This window comes from Maricaulis sp., assembly GCF_017642925.1.
Taxonomy (GTDB): domain Bacteria; phylum Pseudomonadota; class Alphaproteobacteria; order Caulobacterales; family Maricaulaceae; genus Maricaulis.
The window spans coordinates 85,926-100,599 of sequence record NZ_JAEPOL010000001.1 but is presented as its reverse complement, the minus strand read 5'-3'; the positions used below and the strand labels follow the sequence as shown (position 1 = coordinate 100,599).

Below are 14,674 nucleotides of genomic sequence, written 5' to 3'. Positions count from 1 at the left end.
GATGAGCGAGAGCTACGCCGCGCGCCGCATGTCTTCGTAGCGCTTGCCGGGCTCGTCTTCATAGCTTTCGGCGAGGACGGTGAGGCGTTCGATGCGGTCGGTGCGGAAGTGGCGGAAATCATTGCGCAGTTCGCACCAGGCCGAGAGCAGCCAGACACGGCCGAAACAGGTCAGCGCGAGCGGGCGGATGACGCGTTTGGTCTTCTCGTCCTGCAGCGAATTGTAGACCACGCGCAGCTTGCGCTTGTTGGCGATGGCGTTGCGCACGGGACCGAAGGCTTCCGGCCGCACAGTCTCGTCGAGGAAGGCGGCAAACAGGGGCGTGGAGCGCAGGCGCTGGCGGTGCGTGTCGGGCAGGGCGTGCTCGATCTTGCCCAGCGCCTCGGCGGCGGCCATGGCCAGGTCCTTGTCGCCGGTCGCCTTGACCAGGCGCGCGCCCAGGGCGAGCGCGTCGAGCTGTTCATAGGAGAAGGTGAGCGGCGGCAGGTCGAAACCGGGGCGCAGCACATAGCCGACACCGGCTTCGCCATCGATGGGCGCGCCGGAGCCGATCAGATGGGCGATGTCGCGATAGATGGTGCGCTCGGAAACCTCGAACCGCTTGCCCATGTCATGGGCGGTCACGGCGCCGGGCGCCGCTTCCCGCAAGGCCTGCACGATGCGGATGAGACGTTCGGCCCTGCGCACTGACACCCCCTGAAATATGGCCTTGAGGCCGGCTGATCTGGCGGGATGATGTCAGGATTTCGGACCCTGCGCAAGCTGGGGCCGGCCGGTGCCGTCTCCGGCATGTTTCACGTGCAACGCAGGTCGAGGCCTGTCACACAAGTCCTGACAAACCCTGTCACCCGCCGGCGATGACGTCCTGCATGGAGTAGAGACCGGCCAGCCGGCCCTCGCCCGTGTTCGACATCCAGCGCGCGGCTTCCAGCGCTCCGGCGGCGAAGATAGAGCGGTCGAAAGCGCGGTGGGAGATGGAAATCTCTTCCATATCGCCCAGAAAACGCACGGCATGTTCGCCGATAATGGTGCCGCCGCGGGTGGCGGAAAAACCGATCGTGCCCGGCTTGCGCGGACCGGTCGTGCCATGGCGTCCCGGTGTCGCGACGGCGTCAAGATCCTCGCCGCGCGCCTCGGCCGCGGCCCGGCCCAGCAACAGCGCGGTGCCCGAGGGCGCGTCGGGCTTCATGCGGTGATGGGTCTCCTCGACCTCGATATCCCAGTCATGGGCGCGCAGCCGCCCGGCAGCCTGGCGCACCAGGGCTTCGGCCAGGGCGACGCCGAGCGAGAAATTCCCCGTCGAGAGAATGGGCAGGCGGCGGGCGGCGTCAGCCAGCCGGGCCTGCTCGTCCGCGCCGAACCCGGTCACACCGCTGACCAGGGGCGGACCGTTCCAGCCGGCCAGGCGCTCTGCCGTGGCCACCGTCATGCGCGGCAGGCTGGCATCGAGCACGATATCGGCGTCACGGACCGCCTCCTCTAGCGCGACCGTCGCGATGCACTCGCAGGGCGAACCGGTCAGCCACTCGCCGACATCTTCGCCTTCCGAGGACGATCCGGCGCGCACGACGGCGCCTGTCAGGGCGAAATCGGGTGCATGCAGGACCGCCCGGCCGATGGCCCGGCCCAGGCGCCCGGTCACACCCAGAAGCGCTACACGGATGACCTGGCTCATACTCCCCCTCCGGAAACAAACTGATCGGCCAGCTTTTCAAACACATAGGACCCGATGATGGGAATGACCGGGATCAGTACATACAGCGAGAAGCGCGTCGTCACACCGGCCGAGACCGGCCATTCCGGCCGCGCATTCACCCAGATCTCGTAATCGGTCAAACCGGCCAGGGCCGAGGCGGCCCCGGCATCGCCGGCCAGTGCCCGCTCGCGCACCCGGGCCATCTCGGCATGGATGCGGTCGAGCTCGGCCTGTTTGGCGGCGCGGATCTTGGTGTGCACCGGGTGCAGCGCGCTGGTCAGCACGATGACGCCGCCGGCAATCGAGGCCGCGACCACGGGCACGGTGATCCACAACTGGGTGGCGTCGAACAGCGCGTCGGGCCGGTTCGGATTGATCAGGAAAAGCAGCAGGATACCGGCCATGATCAGCCAGGACCGCGCGGCGCGCAGCCCGATCCGGCCGAACACGTCCAGCCGGTCGAGATGGAAGAGATCGATCGCCAGATGGTCGCGGATCAGCTGTTTGATGGCCGCACTCTCGCGCGCCAGATCGATCCCGGCGCGGAAGCCGATCCCGTACAGAACCGGCGAGACCAGGACAAACCACAGACCGACCGAGCGGAGATAGCTGGCGAAGGTGAAATTGCTGGTGAGGATGATCATGCCGTTGAAGGCAAGACCCGCGGCGGCTCCGGCGAAGAACATCAGCGCATAGCGCCGGCTCCAGCTGCGCGGAATGCCCAGGGCGAAAGCATTTGCACTGTCGGCGCCGGCCGGTTCGAGGGCGGCGACCAGGGCATCGGTCTCGGCCTGCCACATGCGGCGGCTGAATTCGGTAAAGGCAATGCCGGCGGTGAAGATCAGCGACAGGACCAGCGCGATCCAGGCGACCTGCACCAGCACGATTTCGCCGGCCGCGCTGACATGGAAAAGTGACGGCTGGCGGGTGGTTTCGGCGATCAGCACGAAAGCGCCATAGACCAGCACGAACAGCGCCAGCGTTGTCAGGAGCGGGCCCAGCGGCGAGACGCGATAGAGCCGCATCTCGAAGGGTTCGAAATGCGCCGCGTCCGCGGGCGTGTCAGCAGGGGCAGTCGTGTCCGGCCGGGTATCCATGCGCGAACCCTACGCCGTTGCGGCGCAGGGTGTCACGCGGATTGCGTGCGGTGGATCAGTTGGCGTTGGGACGACCGTCATCGGTCGTCACATCGTCCCAGAACTGTTTGACCTTGTTGAAGAAACCCGCACTGTCGGGATTGCAGCCCTCGCCGGAGAGATCGCAGAACTCCTTCAGGAGCTCTTTCTGGCGGTCGCACAGATTGCGCGGGGTTTCCACGAACAGCTCGACAATCATGTCGCCGCGCGGGCCGCCGCGCAGGCGGGGCATGCCCTTGCCGCGCAGGCGCATGCGGCGTCCGGTCTGGGCGCCTTCGGGGATTTTCATCTCGGCCTTGCCGCCCTCGATCGTCGGCACTTCGATGGAACAGCCCAGCGCGGCCTGCACCATGGAGGCCGGCGTGCGGCAGTAAAGATTGGGTCCGTCGCGCTCGAAAATCTCGTGCGGCCTGACGGAAATGAAGATGTAGAGATCGCCGCGCGGACCGCCCCGGGCCCCCGCTTCGCCCTCGCCGGCAAGACGGATGCGCGTACCGTCCTCGACGCCGGCCGGAACGGTGACATTCAGCGTGCGGGTCTTGCGGACCCGGCCGACGCCGTCGCAGTCCTGGCAGGGGGTTTTCACGTACTGGCCGCGCCCGCCGCAATGCGGACAGGTCTGTTCCATGGTGAAGAAGCCCTGGGAGCGGCGGATCCGGCCGGCGCCGCCACAGGTGCCGCAGGTCTCCAGCTCGGTACCCGGCTCATTGCCCTGCCCGTCGCAGCGCTCGCAATGCATCGCCGTGGGGACCTTGATGGTCGCTTCCTTGCCGTTGAAGGCGTCTTCCAGCGCGATTTCCAGATCATAGCGCAGATCGGCACCGCGGGCGGGACCATGGCTGCGTCCGCCGCCCCGGCGTCCGCCGCCCATTCCGCCCATGCCGAAGGCTTCGCCGAAGACCTGTTCGAAAATGTCGGCAAACTCGGCCGCGCCGGCGCCACCGCCGAACGGGCCCTGGCCGCCGCCCATGCCGCCATGCTCGAAAGCGGCGTGGCCCATGCGGTCATAGGCGGCGCGCTTGTCCTTGTCGGACAGGATGGCATAGGCCTCGCCGACTTCCTTGAACTTGGCCTCGGCCTCCGCATCGCCCGGATTCTTGTCCGGGTGATATTGCATCGCCAGCTTGCGATAGGCGCTCTTCAGCGCCTTTTCGTCTGCCGTCCGGTCGACACCGAGTGTCTCGTAATAGTCGCGTTTACTCATCAAGCTTTACCGTGGGACAGAACCAGTACCGCGTTCTGCCGCATCTGCCGCGCCAGCGTATAGCCCTGTGCAAGACACAGGCCCGCGGCGCCGTCATGGATCGCGGCCTCGTGCCGCGTTTCGATCAGGATCATGCCGGGCCACAGCGTGCGCGGCGCCCGGGCAAAGAAAGCCTCCAGAACCGGAGCCTCATAGCCCTCGATGTCGATCTTCATGACATCGACGCGCGCAATGCCGGCCTCTTCCAGCACGGCCTGCAGCGGACGCATGGCGACCGTGTCGCCCTCGCCGCCGGTTTCGACATGCACTTCGCCCCGGTTCCTGCCGGACTGCACCATGCGGGCTTCACCCGCCTCGGCGCCCAGCGCACAGGGCACGACCGTCACGCCTTCGGCGCCCGACGATCGCAGATTGAATTCCAGCCGCCGCCGGTTTTCCGTGTCCGGCTCGATCGCCACCACCGTCACCGGCCGCCCCAGCGTCTTTCCGTCTGCCAGAACCGACAGGGTGTAGAGACCGGCATTGGCGCCGGCATCGACGAAATTGAAGGGGGTATCGGCGCTGTGGGCGGCAATGCGGGCGCGGATCTCGGCCCGTTCCGCATCGTCCCAGGTGCGTGCACCGGCAAAGACGCGCTTTTCGCAGCGATTGTCGCGCAGGTGCAGACGGGCGAACTGGCCGGGGAACACCTCGACATCGGCGATGTCGCGGCCGCCGGACATCAGGGTCCGCCGCACCACGGTCTCCGCGCCGCGGCGCAGGCCGTCGAGCGGAAGGGACATGGGGAGGCGCCGGAATCGCTCCGCCAGCTCGGGAAGCGCAAAGGCACCGAAAGGTGCGGAAATCGGGTCGGGACGGGCCATGTGGCACTCCTGGGCCGGCGGGCCCGGAGCGGCCGCGTGAACGCGTGCCGCTCCGGATCACCGGACCTTAGCCGTCCTTCTTGTTTTCGTCGTCGACTTCGGAGAACTCCGCGTCGACCACGTCATCGTCCGAGGACTCCTCGGAGGCGGCTTCACCGCCTTCGGCGCCTTCGGACTGCTGGGCGGCATACATCGCCTCACCCAGCTTCATCGCGGCCTGGACGAGGGCCTGGGTCTTCTGCTGGATGGCTTCGACATCCTCGCCATCCTTGACCGCTTTCAGCTCGGACAGGGCCGTTTCAATGGCTTCCTTGTCGGCAGCCGGCACCTTGTCGCCGAACTCCTCGAGCTGTTTCTCGGTCTGGTGGATCATGGCTTCGGCGCCGTTATGGGCCTCGGCCAGTTCCTTCTTCTTCTTGTCAGCCTCGGCATTCGCCTCGGCGTCCTTGACCATCTGTTCGATATCGTCGTCGGACAGACCGCCGGATGCCTGGATCCGGATCGCCTGTTCCTTGCCGGTCGCCTTGTCCTTGGCCGACACGTTGACGATGCCGTTGGCGTCGATGTCGAAAGTGACCTCGATCTGCGGCAGGCCGCGCGGGGCCGGCGGGATGCCGACCAGGTCGAACTGGCCCAGCAGCTTGTTGTCGGCGGCCATCTCGCGCTCACCCTGGGAAACCCGGATGGTGACGGCGGTCTGGTTGTCGTCGGCGGTCGAGAAGACCTGCGACTTCTTGGTCGGGATCGTGGTGTTGCGCTCGATCAGGCGGGTGAAGACACCGCCCAGCGTCTCGATACCCAGCGACAGCGGGGTCACGTCGAGCAGCAGCACGTCCTTCACATCACCCTGCAGAACGCCGGCCTGGATGGCGGCACCCATGGCGACCACCTCGTCCGGGTTCACACCCTTGTGCGGGTCCTTGCCGAAGAAGCCCTTCACGGCTTCCTGCACCTTGGGCATGCGGGTCATGCCGCCGACCAGGACGATATCGTCGATGTCGGACGCCGACAGGCCGGCATCCTTGAGCGCCTTCTTGCAGGGCTCCAGGGTGCGCTTGACCAGATCGTCGACCAGCGCTTCCAGCTTGGCGCGGGACAGCTTGATGTTCAGGTGTTTGGGACCCGAGGCATCGGCGGTGATGAAGGGCAGGTTCACTTCATAGGAGGTGGCCGAGGAGAGTTCCTTCTTGGCCTTCTCGGCTTCTTCCTTCAGGCGCTGGAGGGCCAGCTTGTCCTGCTTCAGGTCGATGCCGTTTTCCTTTTTGAACTCGTCTGCGAGGTATTCGACGATACGCAGGTCGAAGTCCTCACCGCCCAGGAAGGTGTCGCCGTTCGTGGCCTTCACTTCGAAGACACCGTCGCCGATTTCCAGGATGGAGACGTCGAACGTACCGCCGCCGAGGTCGAACACGGCGATCGTCTTGTTCTCGCCCTTGTCGAGACCATACGCCAGCGCGGCCGCGGTCGGCTCGTTGATGATGCGCAGGACTTCAAGACCGGCAATCTTGCCGGCGTCCTTGGTGGCCTGGCGCTGGGCGTCGTCGAAATAGGCCGGGACGGTGATGACCGCTTTCTCGACCTTCTCGCCGAGATAGCTTTCCGCGGTTTCCTTCATCTTCTGCAGCGTGAAGGCGGAAATCTCGGACGGGGAATACTTCTTGTCGCGGCCCTGCACCCAGGCGTCGTTATTGTCCGACGGCACGATCTTGTAGGGCACCATGTCGATGTCCTTCTTGACCGTGGGGTCGTCCATCATGCGGCCGATCAGGCGCTTGATGGCGAAGAAGGTGTAGTCCGGGTTGGTGACGGCCTGGCGCTTTGCCGGCTGGCCGATCAGGCGCTCGCCGTCCTGGGTGAACGCGACCACGGACGGGGTCGTCCGCGCGCCTTCGGAATTCTCGATGACCTTGGCCTGTCCGTTTTCCATAACGGCCACACAGGAGTTGGTGGTACCCAGGTCGATGCCGATGACCTTGCTCATTGATCGTCTCTCCGTTTTTTCCAAGCGGGACCGGTTCGGCGCATCAGGACCTTGTCGCAAGCGTACCGGATGCCGTTCACCGTCCCCTTCGGGATCGTCATTGAATATCCGGTGATGCCGACACCGGAGTGGTTCACGCATGTTCGGGGAATAACCCCGCGCTTGGTGGGCGATTTAGGGAGGGATGACTGCAAGCGCAAGGCCGCAGACGCGTCCATTGCAGGGACGGGGTGTCGCGGCGGCGCGAACCGCAGAAAATCCCCCGCGTCTTCGTCGATCGCCGAATGGCCTACCGTGCAAGCCCCCAATAAACCGTACGGGTTTTCAAGGACAGGGCCCGGCGGCCCGAGGGGGGAGAATGATCGCCAGACGCCTGATGCTGCCTGTTGTCGCAGCGCTCTCATTAATTATGTCCGCCTGTTCGGTGATTCTGCCGCAGCAGACCTTCATCGTCACCACGCCGGAACCGGGGGCCGAGGTCTACATGTCGCTGACCGGCCACCGCTCGGTCGGCGTCAATTCGACGGATGTGATGGGCTCGATTCCGGCCGGACGGGACACGACCTCGATGAACTTCATCGGCACGACACCGCTGACGCACACCTTCCACATCACCCGTCATCGCCCGGGCGTCGCTTCGCCCGGCGAATTCTCGGCCAGCATGAACACGGTCTACACCGAGGCCTTCGTCGAGGTGATCTATCCCGATGGACGCCGGGAATCCCGCAATGTCCAGCTGAACAACGGCGAGATGCGGCTCGACTTCACCGGTTCCGGCGCGCGTTAGGCGTTTGGGACGGCCGCCGGCGGGTGTCGCAGCAACGCGCCCGCCGGCGGTCGACAGGGGATGATTGCCGGGGGATGAATTCCGGGTGGAAGCGCGGCCTGCGGCGCGCCATGTTGGGGGCATGGACGCGCCCGCCCCGCCTCTGCCCGGTTTTCGCTTTCTGCCCGGTCATTTCGACCGGACGGCCCAGTCGGACCTGATGGCGGCCGTCGTCGAGGCGGCCGCGACGGCGCCCTTCTGGCGGCCCTCCATGCCGCGCACGGGCCAGCCCCTCTCGGTGAAGATGACGAATTTCGGCCCGCTGGGATGGGTCACCGACCAGGCGCGCGGCTATCGCTACGAGCCCGCGCATCCGGAAACCGGCGCCCCCTGGCCGCCCCTGCCGGCAGCATTGCTGGACCTGTGGAATGCCGTGTCCGGCTATCCCGCGCCGCCGGAAGCCTGCCTGGTGAACTGGTATGCGCCGGGCAGCCGCATGGGCCTGCATGTCGACAGCGACGAGGCGGCGACCGATGCGGCCGTCGTCTCGGTCTCGCTGGGGGACAAGGCCCGCTTCCGGATCGGCGGCACCACGCGGCGCGGCAAGACGGTCTCCATGGTGCTGTCCTCGGGCGATGTCGTGGTGCTCGGCGGGGCCTCGCGGCGCAGCTATCACGGTGTCGACCGGATCTATCCGGGCACGTCCACCCTCTTGCCGGAAGACGTCTTTCCCGGCGGTGGACGCATCAATCTGACGATGCGGCGGGTGACGCCGGCCTGAGCGCCTGCGGCGCCGGCAAAATCGCCGGTCCATGGAACGGGTCCTGCGTCCGGGCGTTGCATCCGGTGTCGAACAATACACGGGAGACTGGACGCCATGATGAAGACACTTCTGATCGTCAGTGCTGCCGCCCTGACCGTTACGGCCTGCGGTGCCACCACGCGAAATGCGGCTGCCGGCGGCGCCATGGGCGCGGCTGCGGGCGCGATTATCGGTAACAATACCGGCTCGGGCGATGCCCAGACCGGTGCCCTGATCGGCGGTGCCGTCGGCGCAGCGGCCGGTGCCTATTCCGGGTGCCGCGAAGAGGGCGGCTGCCGCTGGAACGAGAGCAATTCCAACCATTCGCAGCTCTATCTCGATCGCCGCGCCAACCGGTATTACTACGTCAACGATCGCGACGGCTGCACCTATTGGCGCAACGGCGAATACCGCGCCTGCTGAACCCGAACGCCACAGACATCACCGGTACCCCTTGCCGGTCGAACGCCGGGAGTTTCCGCTCCCGGCGTTTTTTGTGCGCCCTGCGACCTGTTGGTTCATGGCGCAGTCATGCAATTGCGGGCAGAATGGCATCTCCACCCGCTCGCGATGCCCCGGCAGACGGCCGGACCGTGCCGGGTGCGACAGGGAGACGAGCATGATCTCGAAAGCGTTTGCAGTGAGTGTTCTCGCACTGGGCCTGACGGCCTGCGGGGCCACCACCCAGGGGGCGATCACCGGCGGCGCGCTGGGCGCGGCGGCGGGCGCCATTATCGGCAATAATACCGGCTCCGGCGATGCCGAGACCGGCGCCATCATCGGCGGCGTGATCGGTGCGGCGGGGGGTGCCTATGCCGGATGCCGGTCCCAGGGCGGCTGTGCATGGAACCAGAACAATCCCAGCCATTCCCGCCTCTATTACGATGAGCGCGCGCGCCGCGAATACTATGTCGACGAGCGTGACGGCTGTACCTACTGGCGGGATGGCGAATACCGCGCCTGCTAATCTGGCAGACACAGGTCTTTGCCGGCGCCGGTTCAGCGGGCGCCGGCAGAGACAAAATGGGTGTCGAGCCGGAAGGGGTAGTCGAAATAGGCTTCCCGCCAGGCAGCACCCCGGCGTTCGAGCAGTTCGGCATCGGCCGAGCCCAGCGCATAGAAGGCGACGCGCTGCCAGTCCGGCAGTGACAGTTCGCGCAATTCCTGGCGCAGCCGGGCCTCCTGGCGTGCGGTCTCGTCGCTGTCATCCGCAAGGCGGGCCAGCGCCAGCTCGGCCCAGCGCGCAACCCCCTCTTTCCAGACCTGGAATTCATAATAGCGATGATCGGCATCGCTCAGGCGGGCGATGAAGGCTGCGCGGGCGGCGGCATAGGCATCGAAGGCCGCGTCGAACCCGTCCGGCTCTGCGTCGAGCGCTGCCAGGGCCGCATCGGCCAGGGCACGCCCTGCCTCGGCGGTTGCCGGATCGTCGTAGGCGAAAGGATAGTTCAGCATCCACATGCCGGTCTCGTCACCGCCATGCAGGTCCAGCGCCTGAACGGCGGCATAGCTGGCGGCGGGATGTGTGTCCTGGAACTGGTGCATGTGCTCGTGCAGGACAGTCTGCTGCCAGGCGCGCGGGCTCTGTCCGGTCTCTTCCGGCGTGCCGATCACGATCGTGCTGACCCCGAACAGCGGGAAAGTGGCCAGCAGGTTCGGCCCGAACCGGGCGTCGCGCGCGGCAAGGGAACAGCCGGTCACGGGATCCGTCCCGGCCGGTTCGAACCCGTCCGGTGTATCGCCGCAGACCAGAAACTCCCGCTCGCCATCGTTCAGCAGCATCCGGAAGGGCGCATCGGCGAAGCCCGGCCAGAGTGTGTCGCCATGGGTTTCGATGGTCGCGCGGGCCCGGGCGTAGAGCGCCAGCGGTTCGGCCGGCGGCGCCCCAAGCGCGAGAAGTGCGATCAGTCCCAGCATGCCATTCCCCCCGAAAAACAGATCAATTCTGTCAAACTGGCGGTCGAGACCTGTCACGCCCGTGTAAGGCTGATTACGCTTTCGTCAGGGCTGTGACGGCATGTCGCCGGGGCGGTTGCGGCCATCGGGCGGCGGCATGAAGTCGATCGCGCTCATCGGCAGCGAACGGCCGTTTTCCTGGATGATCCGCACATGCTTGCGGCGCAATTGCCGCGGCTCGGCGACACCGCAGGAATGCGCGATCATCTCGACATGGCTGCGGATCGTGTCGGCATAGCGGGCGACGCGTTCGGCCTTGTCGGTGACCACGAGACCGCGCTGCAGGCGCTTGTCGTGCGTAGTGACCCCGGTTGGACAGGTATTGCGGTGGCACTTCATCGCCTGGATACAGCCCAGCGAGAACATGAAGCCGCGGCCGCACTGGACGAAATCGGCGCCGGCCGCCAGCGCCCAGGCCACAGCACCCGGCAGCAGCAGCTTGCCCGTCGCGATCACCCGCACCCGGCCGCGCAGGCCGTAGCGGTCGAGAATATCGACCACTATGGGCAGGCTTTCGCGGATTGTCAGGCCGACATTGTCCATCAGCGCCATCGGCGCTGCGCCGGTGCCGCCATCGCCGCTGTCGATGGTGAAGAAGTCGGGTGCGCTTTCCGTGCCGCGGCGCGTGATCGCCTCGCACATGTCCTCGATCCAGCCATAGGCGCCGATCACCGCCTTCAGTCCGACCGGCTTGCCGGTGACTTCGTGGATATGCCCGATCATGTCGAGGAGGCCGTCGACATCGTCGAATTCGGGGTGGCGATTGGGTGAGATCGAGGCTTCGCCGACCGGAATGCCCCGGATTTCCGCGACTTCTGCCGTCACTTTTTCGGCCGGCAGGATGCCGCCCTTGCCCGGCTTGGCGCCCTGGGAGAGCTTCAGCTCGATCATCTTTACCGCATCGATACCGGCCATGTCGCGCAGGCGCTGATCGTCCAGCCCGCCTTCCGCATTGCGCACGCCATACTTGGCGGTGCCGATCTGGAAGACGATGTCGCAGCCGCCTTCCAGATGCCAGGGCGAGAGCCCGCCCTCGCCGGTATTCAGCCAGATCCCGGCCTTGGCCGCACCGCGCGACAGCGCGCGCACCGCCGGTTTCGACAGCGCGCCATAGCTCATGCCGGAAATATTGAAGAAGGAGGGCGCGTCATAGGGTTTGCGGGCATGCGGCCCGATGCGCAGGGGTTCGGTGGCGGCGGCATGATCGTCGAGCAGCGGGAAGGCGCAATTGACGAAAAGCGCCGTGCCGACCTTGTCCATCGGCTTGGTGGAGCCGAACGGCACGGTGCCGCCCTCGCCCCGCGCCGATCGGTAGACCCAGTCGCGCTCGGCGCGGTTGAACGGCAGTTCCTCGCGGTCCATGGCGAAGAAATACTGGCGGAAGAACTCGCCCAGCGTCGTGAACAGGTTCCGGAACCGGCCGACCAGCGGATAGTTGCGGCGCACCGCGTCGGCGGTCTGCGCGCGATCAACGATATACATGACGATCATCGCCAGCGCCGCAGCCCCCAGCGCCAGCACAAAGAGCTGGGTCAGGATGTTCAGCGCGTCCATCGCCCATTGCGGCAGCATCGACATGATTTTCAATCCTGTTTCATGACGGGGCCATCATGGACTGCCGCCGCGCCCCTTGCGAGGGGGCGCGGTGAAAACAGGTGATGTTTGATCCGCTGTCCGGTCAGGCGGTGACGTCGACGCCGTTGCCGCCTGATGCATGGCCATCGCCGGACGGATTGCCCGCCGAGACGGCGACCATGGCAGCGCGCAGGGTGCGTTCGCCGATGACGAAACCGGTCTGCATCACCGAGGCGATGCGGCCATTGGGCTGGTCGGACGGGATCTGGGCGACGGCCTGGTGGCGGTGCGGGTCGAAGGCGTCACCCGGCTGGGGATCGACCTTCTTCACGCCATGCCGCTCCATCTTGGAGAGCAGGGCCTTCTCCGTCATCGCCACGCCTTCCACGAGGTTCTTCACCGCGTCCGGTGCGCCGTCCAGCGTCGCCGGATCGACGGCGCCGACCGCCCGCGACAGATTGTCGGACACGTCCAGCATGTCCTTGGCAAAGCTGGATACCGCATAGCTGCGGGCATCGGCGACATCGCGTTCGGCCCGGCGGCGGGTATTCTCGGCCTCGGCCAGGGCGCGCAACAGCTTGTCGCGCATGGAGTCCAGCTCGGCCGTCAGCTTCACGATCGCATCTTCCGGCGACGCATCGGCACCGGTCTCGCCGGCCGTGTCCTCCGCGCCCGCTTGCGGGGTCGCGGCGGCGTCTTCCGTTTCGGGCTGGCCGTTGTCTTCAGGCTTGCTGTTTTCGGTCTCGCTCATTCGCTTTCACTCTCAAGATCGCGTGCCGTCGAGGATCTGTCCGACGACACGGGCGGTGTAGTCGACAAGGGGGATAACACGCGCATAGTTCAAACGGGTGGGGCCAATTACACCCAGCGCCCCGATGATTTCCTGGTCGGAATTCATATAGGGAGCCACGATCACGCTTGAACCCGACAGACTGAAAAGCGGGTTCTCGGCGCCGATGAACAGGCGCACGCCATCGCCGTCTCGGGCCTTGTCCAGCAGGGTGATCAGCTCCTCCTTGCGTTCGATATCCTCGAACAGCAGGCGGATACGCTCCAGATCGCCTGCCGCATCGACGCTTTCCAGCAGCCGCGCCTGGCCGCGTACGATCAGGGCGCGCTCGGCCGAGCCGCCGGACCAGTCGGCCAGGCCCTGCTTGACCAGGTCTTCTGCGGCACTGTCCAGCTGGGAGCGGCGCTGGGCGATCTCGGCCTCGATCGCCTTGCGCGCCTCGGCGAGGGAACGGCCCTTCAGCCGGGCGGAGAGATAATTGCCCGCCTCGATCAGCGTGACCGGCGGCATGCCGTCCGGCGCGCGCATCAGCCGGTTCTCCACCGTGCCGTCCTCGAAGACGAGGACCGCCAGCACTTCCTGCGGAGAGAGGGGCACGAATTCGACATGCCGCAGCGGTGCCTCGCGCTTGGGCGTGACAACGAGGCCGGCCCCGCCCGCCAGGCCCGACAGCAGGGAGGAGGCTTCCGAGAGAAGGTCCTGCTGGGTGCGGCCCGAGCGGGTCACCTTGCCCTCGATCGCCTTGCGCTCGTCCTCGGTCAGCTGGCCGACCTGCAACAGCCCGTCGACGAACAGCCGCAGGCCGGCATGGGTCGGCATGCGGCCGGCGCTGGAATGCGGCGCGGTCAGAAGGCCCATCTGGGCCAGGTCGGACATGGTATTGCGGATCGAGGCCGGCGACAGCGACAGATTGCCGGTCTGCGACAGGGTGCGCGAGCCGACCGGCTCGCCGGAGCGCAGATAGGCCTCCACGATCTCGCGAAAGATCGTGCGCATCCGTCCGTCCAGGGCCGCCAGGGTCGATTCGGGTCGCGTATCAGCCATGCCTCTCAATTAATCGCGGGTTTGCGCCGGTTCAATTCTCTAATCCTGTCTTCCATTCCTGCCGCGGCGCTTGAAGCGATGCGCACATGCCGCTAGGAGCGGCCGGTATCAAGACGTGGAGAGACGCATGAGACCCTTCGGACGCGCCCGCGACGCAATGCGCGAGATCAGCCTGGAAGCCGGTGTTTCCGTCTATGCCGAAGGCTCCTGCATGGCCCGCTTCGGCGGCACGCACGTGCTGTGCACGGCGAGCATCGAAGACAGCGTTCCGCCGTGGCTGCGCGGTGGCGGCAAGGGTTGGGTGACGGCGGAATACGGCATGCTGCCGCGTGCCACGCACACCCGCGGACGCCGCGAAGCGGCGGCCGGCAAACAGTCTGGCCGCACCCAGGAAATCCAGCGTCTGATCGGCCGCTCCCTGCGCGCCGTGGTCGACCTCAAGGCCCTGGGCGAACGCCAGATCACGGTCGACTGCGATGTCATCCAGGCCGATGGCGGCACCCGCACGGCGGCCATTACCGGCGCCTGGGTCGCCCTGAAACAGGCCACCGGCTATCTGATCGAGGAAGGTCTGCTGAAAGCCGATCCGGTGCACGGCCAGCTCGCGGCGATTTCCTGTGGCGTGATCGACGGGGAAACCCGCCTCGATCTGGAATACGAGGAAGACCGCCGCGCCGAGGCCGACGCCAATTTCGTCCTCACCAATACCGGCGGCATTGTCGAGATCCAGGCGACCGCCGAGGACAAGCCGATCCCGGAAAGCGATTTCCATGAACTCTTCGCGCTGGCTAAAGCGGGTGTGACCGACCTGTGCGCGGCACAGCTGGCGGCGTTGAAGGGCTAACGCCAGTCGGGCTTTCT

At 66.3% G+C, this 14,674-nt stretch carries 15 protein-coding genes; 5 read left to right on the top strand and 10 right to left on the bottom strand.

Annotated features, from left to right (window positions below):
• Nucleotides 1–12: 12 nt before the first annotated feature.
• The 6 genes from JJ918_RS00475 to dnaK all read right to left on the bottom strand — a co-directional run bounded on the left by JJ918_RS00475 (nucleotide 13) and on the right by dnaK (nucleotide 6,880).
• Nucleotides 13–687: a YafY family protein gene (locus JJ918_RS00475; RefSeq protein WP_291881873.1), complete on the bottom strand. Its 675-nt coding sequence runs from the start codon at nucleotides 685–687 to the stop codon at nucleotides 13–15.
• Between the two features lie 157 nt (nucleotides 688–844).
• Nucleotides 845–1,675, bottom strand: coding sequence for a 4-hydroxy-tetrahydrodipicolinate reductase (dapB, locus tag JJ918_RS00470; RefSeq protein WP_291881870.1), 831 nt, complete (start codon nucleotides 1,673–1,675; stop codon nucleotides 845–847).
• On the bottom strand, nucleotides 1,672–2,793 hold the full coding sequence (locus JJ918_RS00465; protein ID WP_291881869.1) for a hypothetical protein: 1,122 nt from the start codon (nucleotides 2,791–2,793) through the stop codon (nucleotides 1,672–1,674). The genes dapB and JJ918_RS00465 overlap by 4 nt, the downstream gene beginning before the upstream one ends.
• A 55-nt stretch (nucleotides 2,794–2,848) precedes the next feature.
• Nucleotides 2,849–4,036: a molecular chaperone DnaJ gene (gene dnaJ / locus JJ918_RS00460; RefSeq protein ID WP_291881867.1), complete on the bottom strand. Its 1,188-nt coding sequence runs from the start codon at nucleotides 4,034–4,036 to the stop codon at nucleotides 2,849–2,851.
• Nucleotides 4,036–4,899: an FkbM family methyltransferase gene (locus JJ918_RS00455; RefSeq protein ID WP_291881864.1), complete on the bottom strand. Its 864-nt coding sequence runs from the start codon at nucleotides 4,897–4,899 to the stop codon at nucleotides 4,036–4,038. The genes dnaJ and JJ918_RS00455 overlap by 1 nt, the downstream gene beginning before the upstream one ends.
• Nucleotides 4,900–4,966: 67 nt before the next feature.
• Nucleotides 4,967–6,880, bottom strand: coding sequence for a molecular chaperone DnaK (dnaK, locus tag JJ918_RS00450; RefSeq protein ID WP_291881862.1), 1,914 nt, complete (start codon nucleotides 6,878–6,880; stop codon nucleotides 4,967–4,969).
• Nucleotides 6,881–7,238: 358 nt separating this feature from the next.
• On the opposite strand from dnaK, the gene JJ918_RS00445 reads away from it, so the two are divergent.
• The 4 genes from JJ918_RS00445 to JJ918_RS00430 all read left to right on the top strand — a co-directional run bounded on the left by JJ918_RS00445 (nucleotide 7,239) and on the right by JJ918_RS00430 (nucleotide 9,415).
• Nucleotides 7,239–7,667: a hypothetical protein gene (locus tag JJ918_RS00445; RefSeq protein WP_291881859.1), complete on the top strand. Its 429-nt coding sequence runs from the start codon at nucleotides 7,239–7,241 to the stop codon at nucleotides 7,665–7,667.
• 121 nt (nucleotides 7,668–7,788) lie between these two features.
• Complete coding sequence (locus tag JJ918_RS00440; RefSeq protein WP_291881856.1) at nucleotides 7,789–8,427, top strand: alpha-ketoglutarate-dependent dioxygenase AlkB; 639 nt, start codon at nucleotides 7,789–7,791, stop codon at nucleotides 8,425–8,427.
• A gap of 96 nt (nucleotides 8,428–8,523) precedes the next feature.
• Nucleotides 8,524–8,871, top strand: a complete 348-nt coding sequence (locus tag JJ918_RS00435; RefSeq protein ID WP_271188007.1) for a YMGG-like glycine zipper-containing protein — start codon at nucleotides 8,524–8,526, stop codon at nucleotides 8,869–8,871.
• Nucleotides 8,872–9,067: 196 nt separating this feature from the next.
• A complete protein-coding gene (locus tag JJ918_RS00430; protein ID WP_291881854.1) occupies nucleotides 9,068–9,415 on the top strand; it encodes a glycine zipper domain-containing protein in 348 nt (115 codons plus the stop codon).
• A 32-nt stretch (nucleotides 9,416–9,447) separates the two neighbouring features.
• Here JJ918_RS00430 and JJ918_RS00425 read toward each other — a convergent pair whose 3' ends face one another.
• From JJ918_RS00425 to hrcA, 4 genes are all read right to left on the bottom strand, one after another.
• Complete coding sequence (locus JJ918_RS00425) at nucleotides 9,448–10,365, bottom strand: hypothetical protein (RefSeq protein ID WP_291881851.1); 918 nt, start codon at nucleotides 10,363–10,365, stop codon at nucleotides 9,448–9,450.
• An 84-nt stretch (nucleotides 10,366–10,449) separates the two neighbouring features.
• Nucleotides 10,450–11,976, bottom strand: coding sequence for an FMN-binding glutamate synthase family protein (locus tag JJ918_RS00420; RefSeq protein WP_367277614.1), 1,527 nt, complete (start codon nucleotides 11,974–11,976; stop codon nucleotides 10,450–10,452).
• Nucleotides 11,977–12,082: 106 nt separating this feature from the next.
• Nucleotides 12,083–12,730, bottom strand: a complete 648-nt coding sequence (gene grpE / locus JJ918_RS00415) for a nucleotide exchange factor GrpE (RefSeq protein WP_291881846.1) — start codon at nucleotides 12,728–12,730, stop codon at nucleotides 12,083–12,085.
• Between the two features lie 12 nt (nucleotides 12,731–12,742).
• On the bottom strand, nucleotides 12,743–13,813 hold the full coding sequence (hrcA, locus tag JJ918_RS00410) for a heat-inducible transcriptional repressor HrcA (RefSeq protein ID WP_271188001.1): 1,071 nt from the start codon (nucleotides 13,811–13,813) through the stop codon (nucleotides 12,743–12,745).
• 127 nt (nucleotides 13,814–13,940) lie between these two features.
• On the opposite strand from hrcA, the gene rph reads away from it, so the two are divergent.
• Nucleotides 13,941–14,657 carry a ribonuclease PH gene (rph, locus tag JJ918_RS00405; protein WP_291881842.1) on the top strand — a complete coding sequence of 239 codons (717 nt, stop codon included), beginning with the start codon at nucleotides 13,941–13,943 and terminating at the stop codon, nucleotides 14,655–14,657.
• Nucleotides 14,658–14,674: the final 17 nt, after the last annotated feature.

Excerpts from the sequence above, each read along its gene's own strand:
- dapB (WP_291881870.1), bottom strand. The coding sequence starts at position 1,675 with ATGAGCCAGGTCATCCGTGTAGCGCTTCTGGGTGTGACCGGGCGCCTG.
- JJ918_RS00465 (WP_291881869.1), bottom strand. The coding sequence starts at position 2,793 with ATGGATACCCGGCCGGACACGACTGCCCCTGCTGACACGCCCGCGGAC.
- dnaJ (WP_291881867.1), bottom strand. The coding sequence starts at position 4,036 with ATGAGTAAACGCGACTATTACGAGACACTCGGTGTCGACCGGACGGCA.
- JJ918_RS00455 (WP_291881864.1), bottom strand. The coding sequence starts at position 4,899 with ATGGCCCGTCCCGACCCGATTTCCGCACCTTTCGGTGCCTTTGCGCTT.
- dnaK (WP_291881862.1), bottom strand. The coding sequence starts at position 6,880 with ATGAGCAAGGTCATCGGCATCGACCTGGGTACCACCAACTCCTGTGTG.
- JJ918_RS00445 (WP_291881859.1), top strand. The coding sequence starts at position 7,239 with ATGATCGCCAGACGCCTGATGCTGCCTGTTGTCGCAGCGCTCTCATTA.
- JJ918_RS00440 (WP_291881856.1), top strand. The coding sequence starts at position 7,789 with ATGGACGCGCCCGCCCCGCCTCTGCCCGGTTTTCGCTTTCTGCCCGGT.
- JJ918_RS00435 (WP_271188007.1), top strand. The coding sequence starts at position 8,524 with ATGATGAAGACACTTCTGATCGTCAGTGCTGCCGCCCTGACCGTTACG.
- JJ918_RS00430 (WP_291881854.1), top strand. The coding sequence starts at position 9,068 with ATGATCTCGAAAGCGTTTGCAGTGAGTGTTCTCGCACTGGGCCTGACG.
- JJ918_RS00425 (WP_291881851.1), bottom strand. The coding sequence starts at position 10,365 with ATGCTGGGACTGATCGCACTTCTCGCGCTTGGGGCGCCGCCGGCCGAA.
- JJ918_RS00420 (WP_367277614.1), bottom strand. The coding sequence starts at position 11,976 with ATGCTGCCGCAATGGGCGATGGACGCGCTGAACATCCTGACCCAGCTC.
- grpE (WP_291881846.1), bottom strand. The coding sequence starts at position 12,730 with ATGAGCGAGACCGAAAACAGCAAGCCTGAAGACAACGGCCAGCCCGAA.
- hrcA (WP_271188001.1), bottom strand. The coding sequence starts at position 13,813 with ATGGCTGATACGCGACCCGAATCGACCCTGGCGGCCCTGGACGGACGG.
- rph (WP_291881842.1), top strand. The coding sequence starts at position 13,941 with ATGAGACCCTTCGGACGCGCCCGCGACGCAATGCGCGAGATCAGCCTG.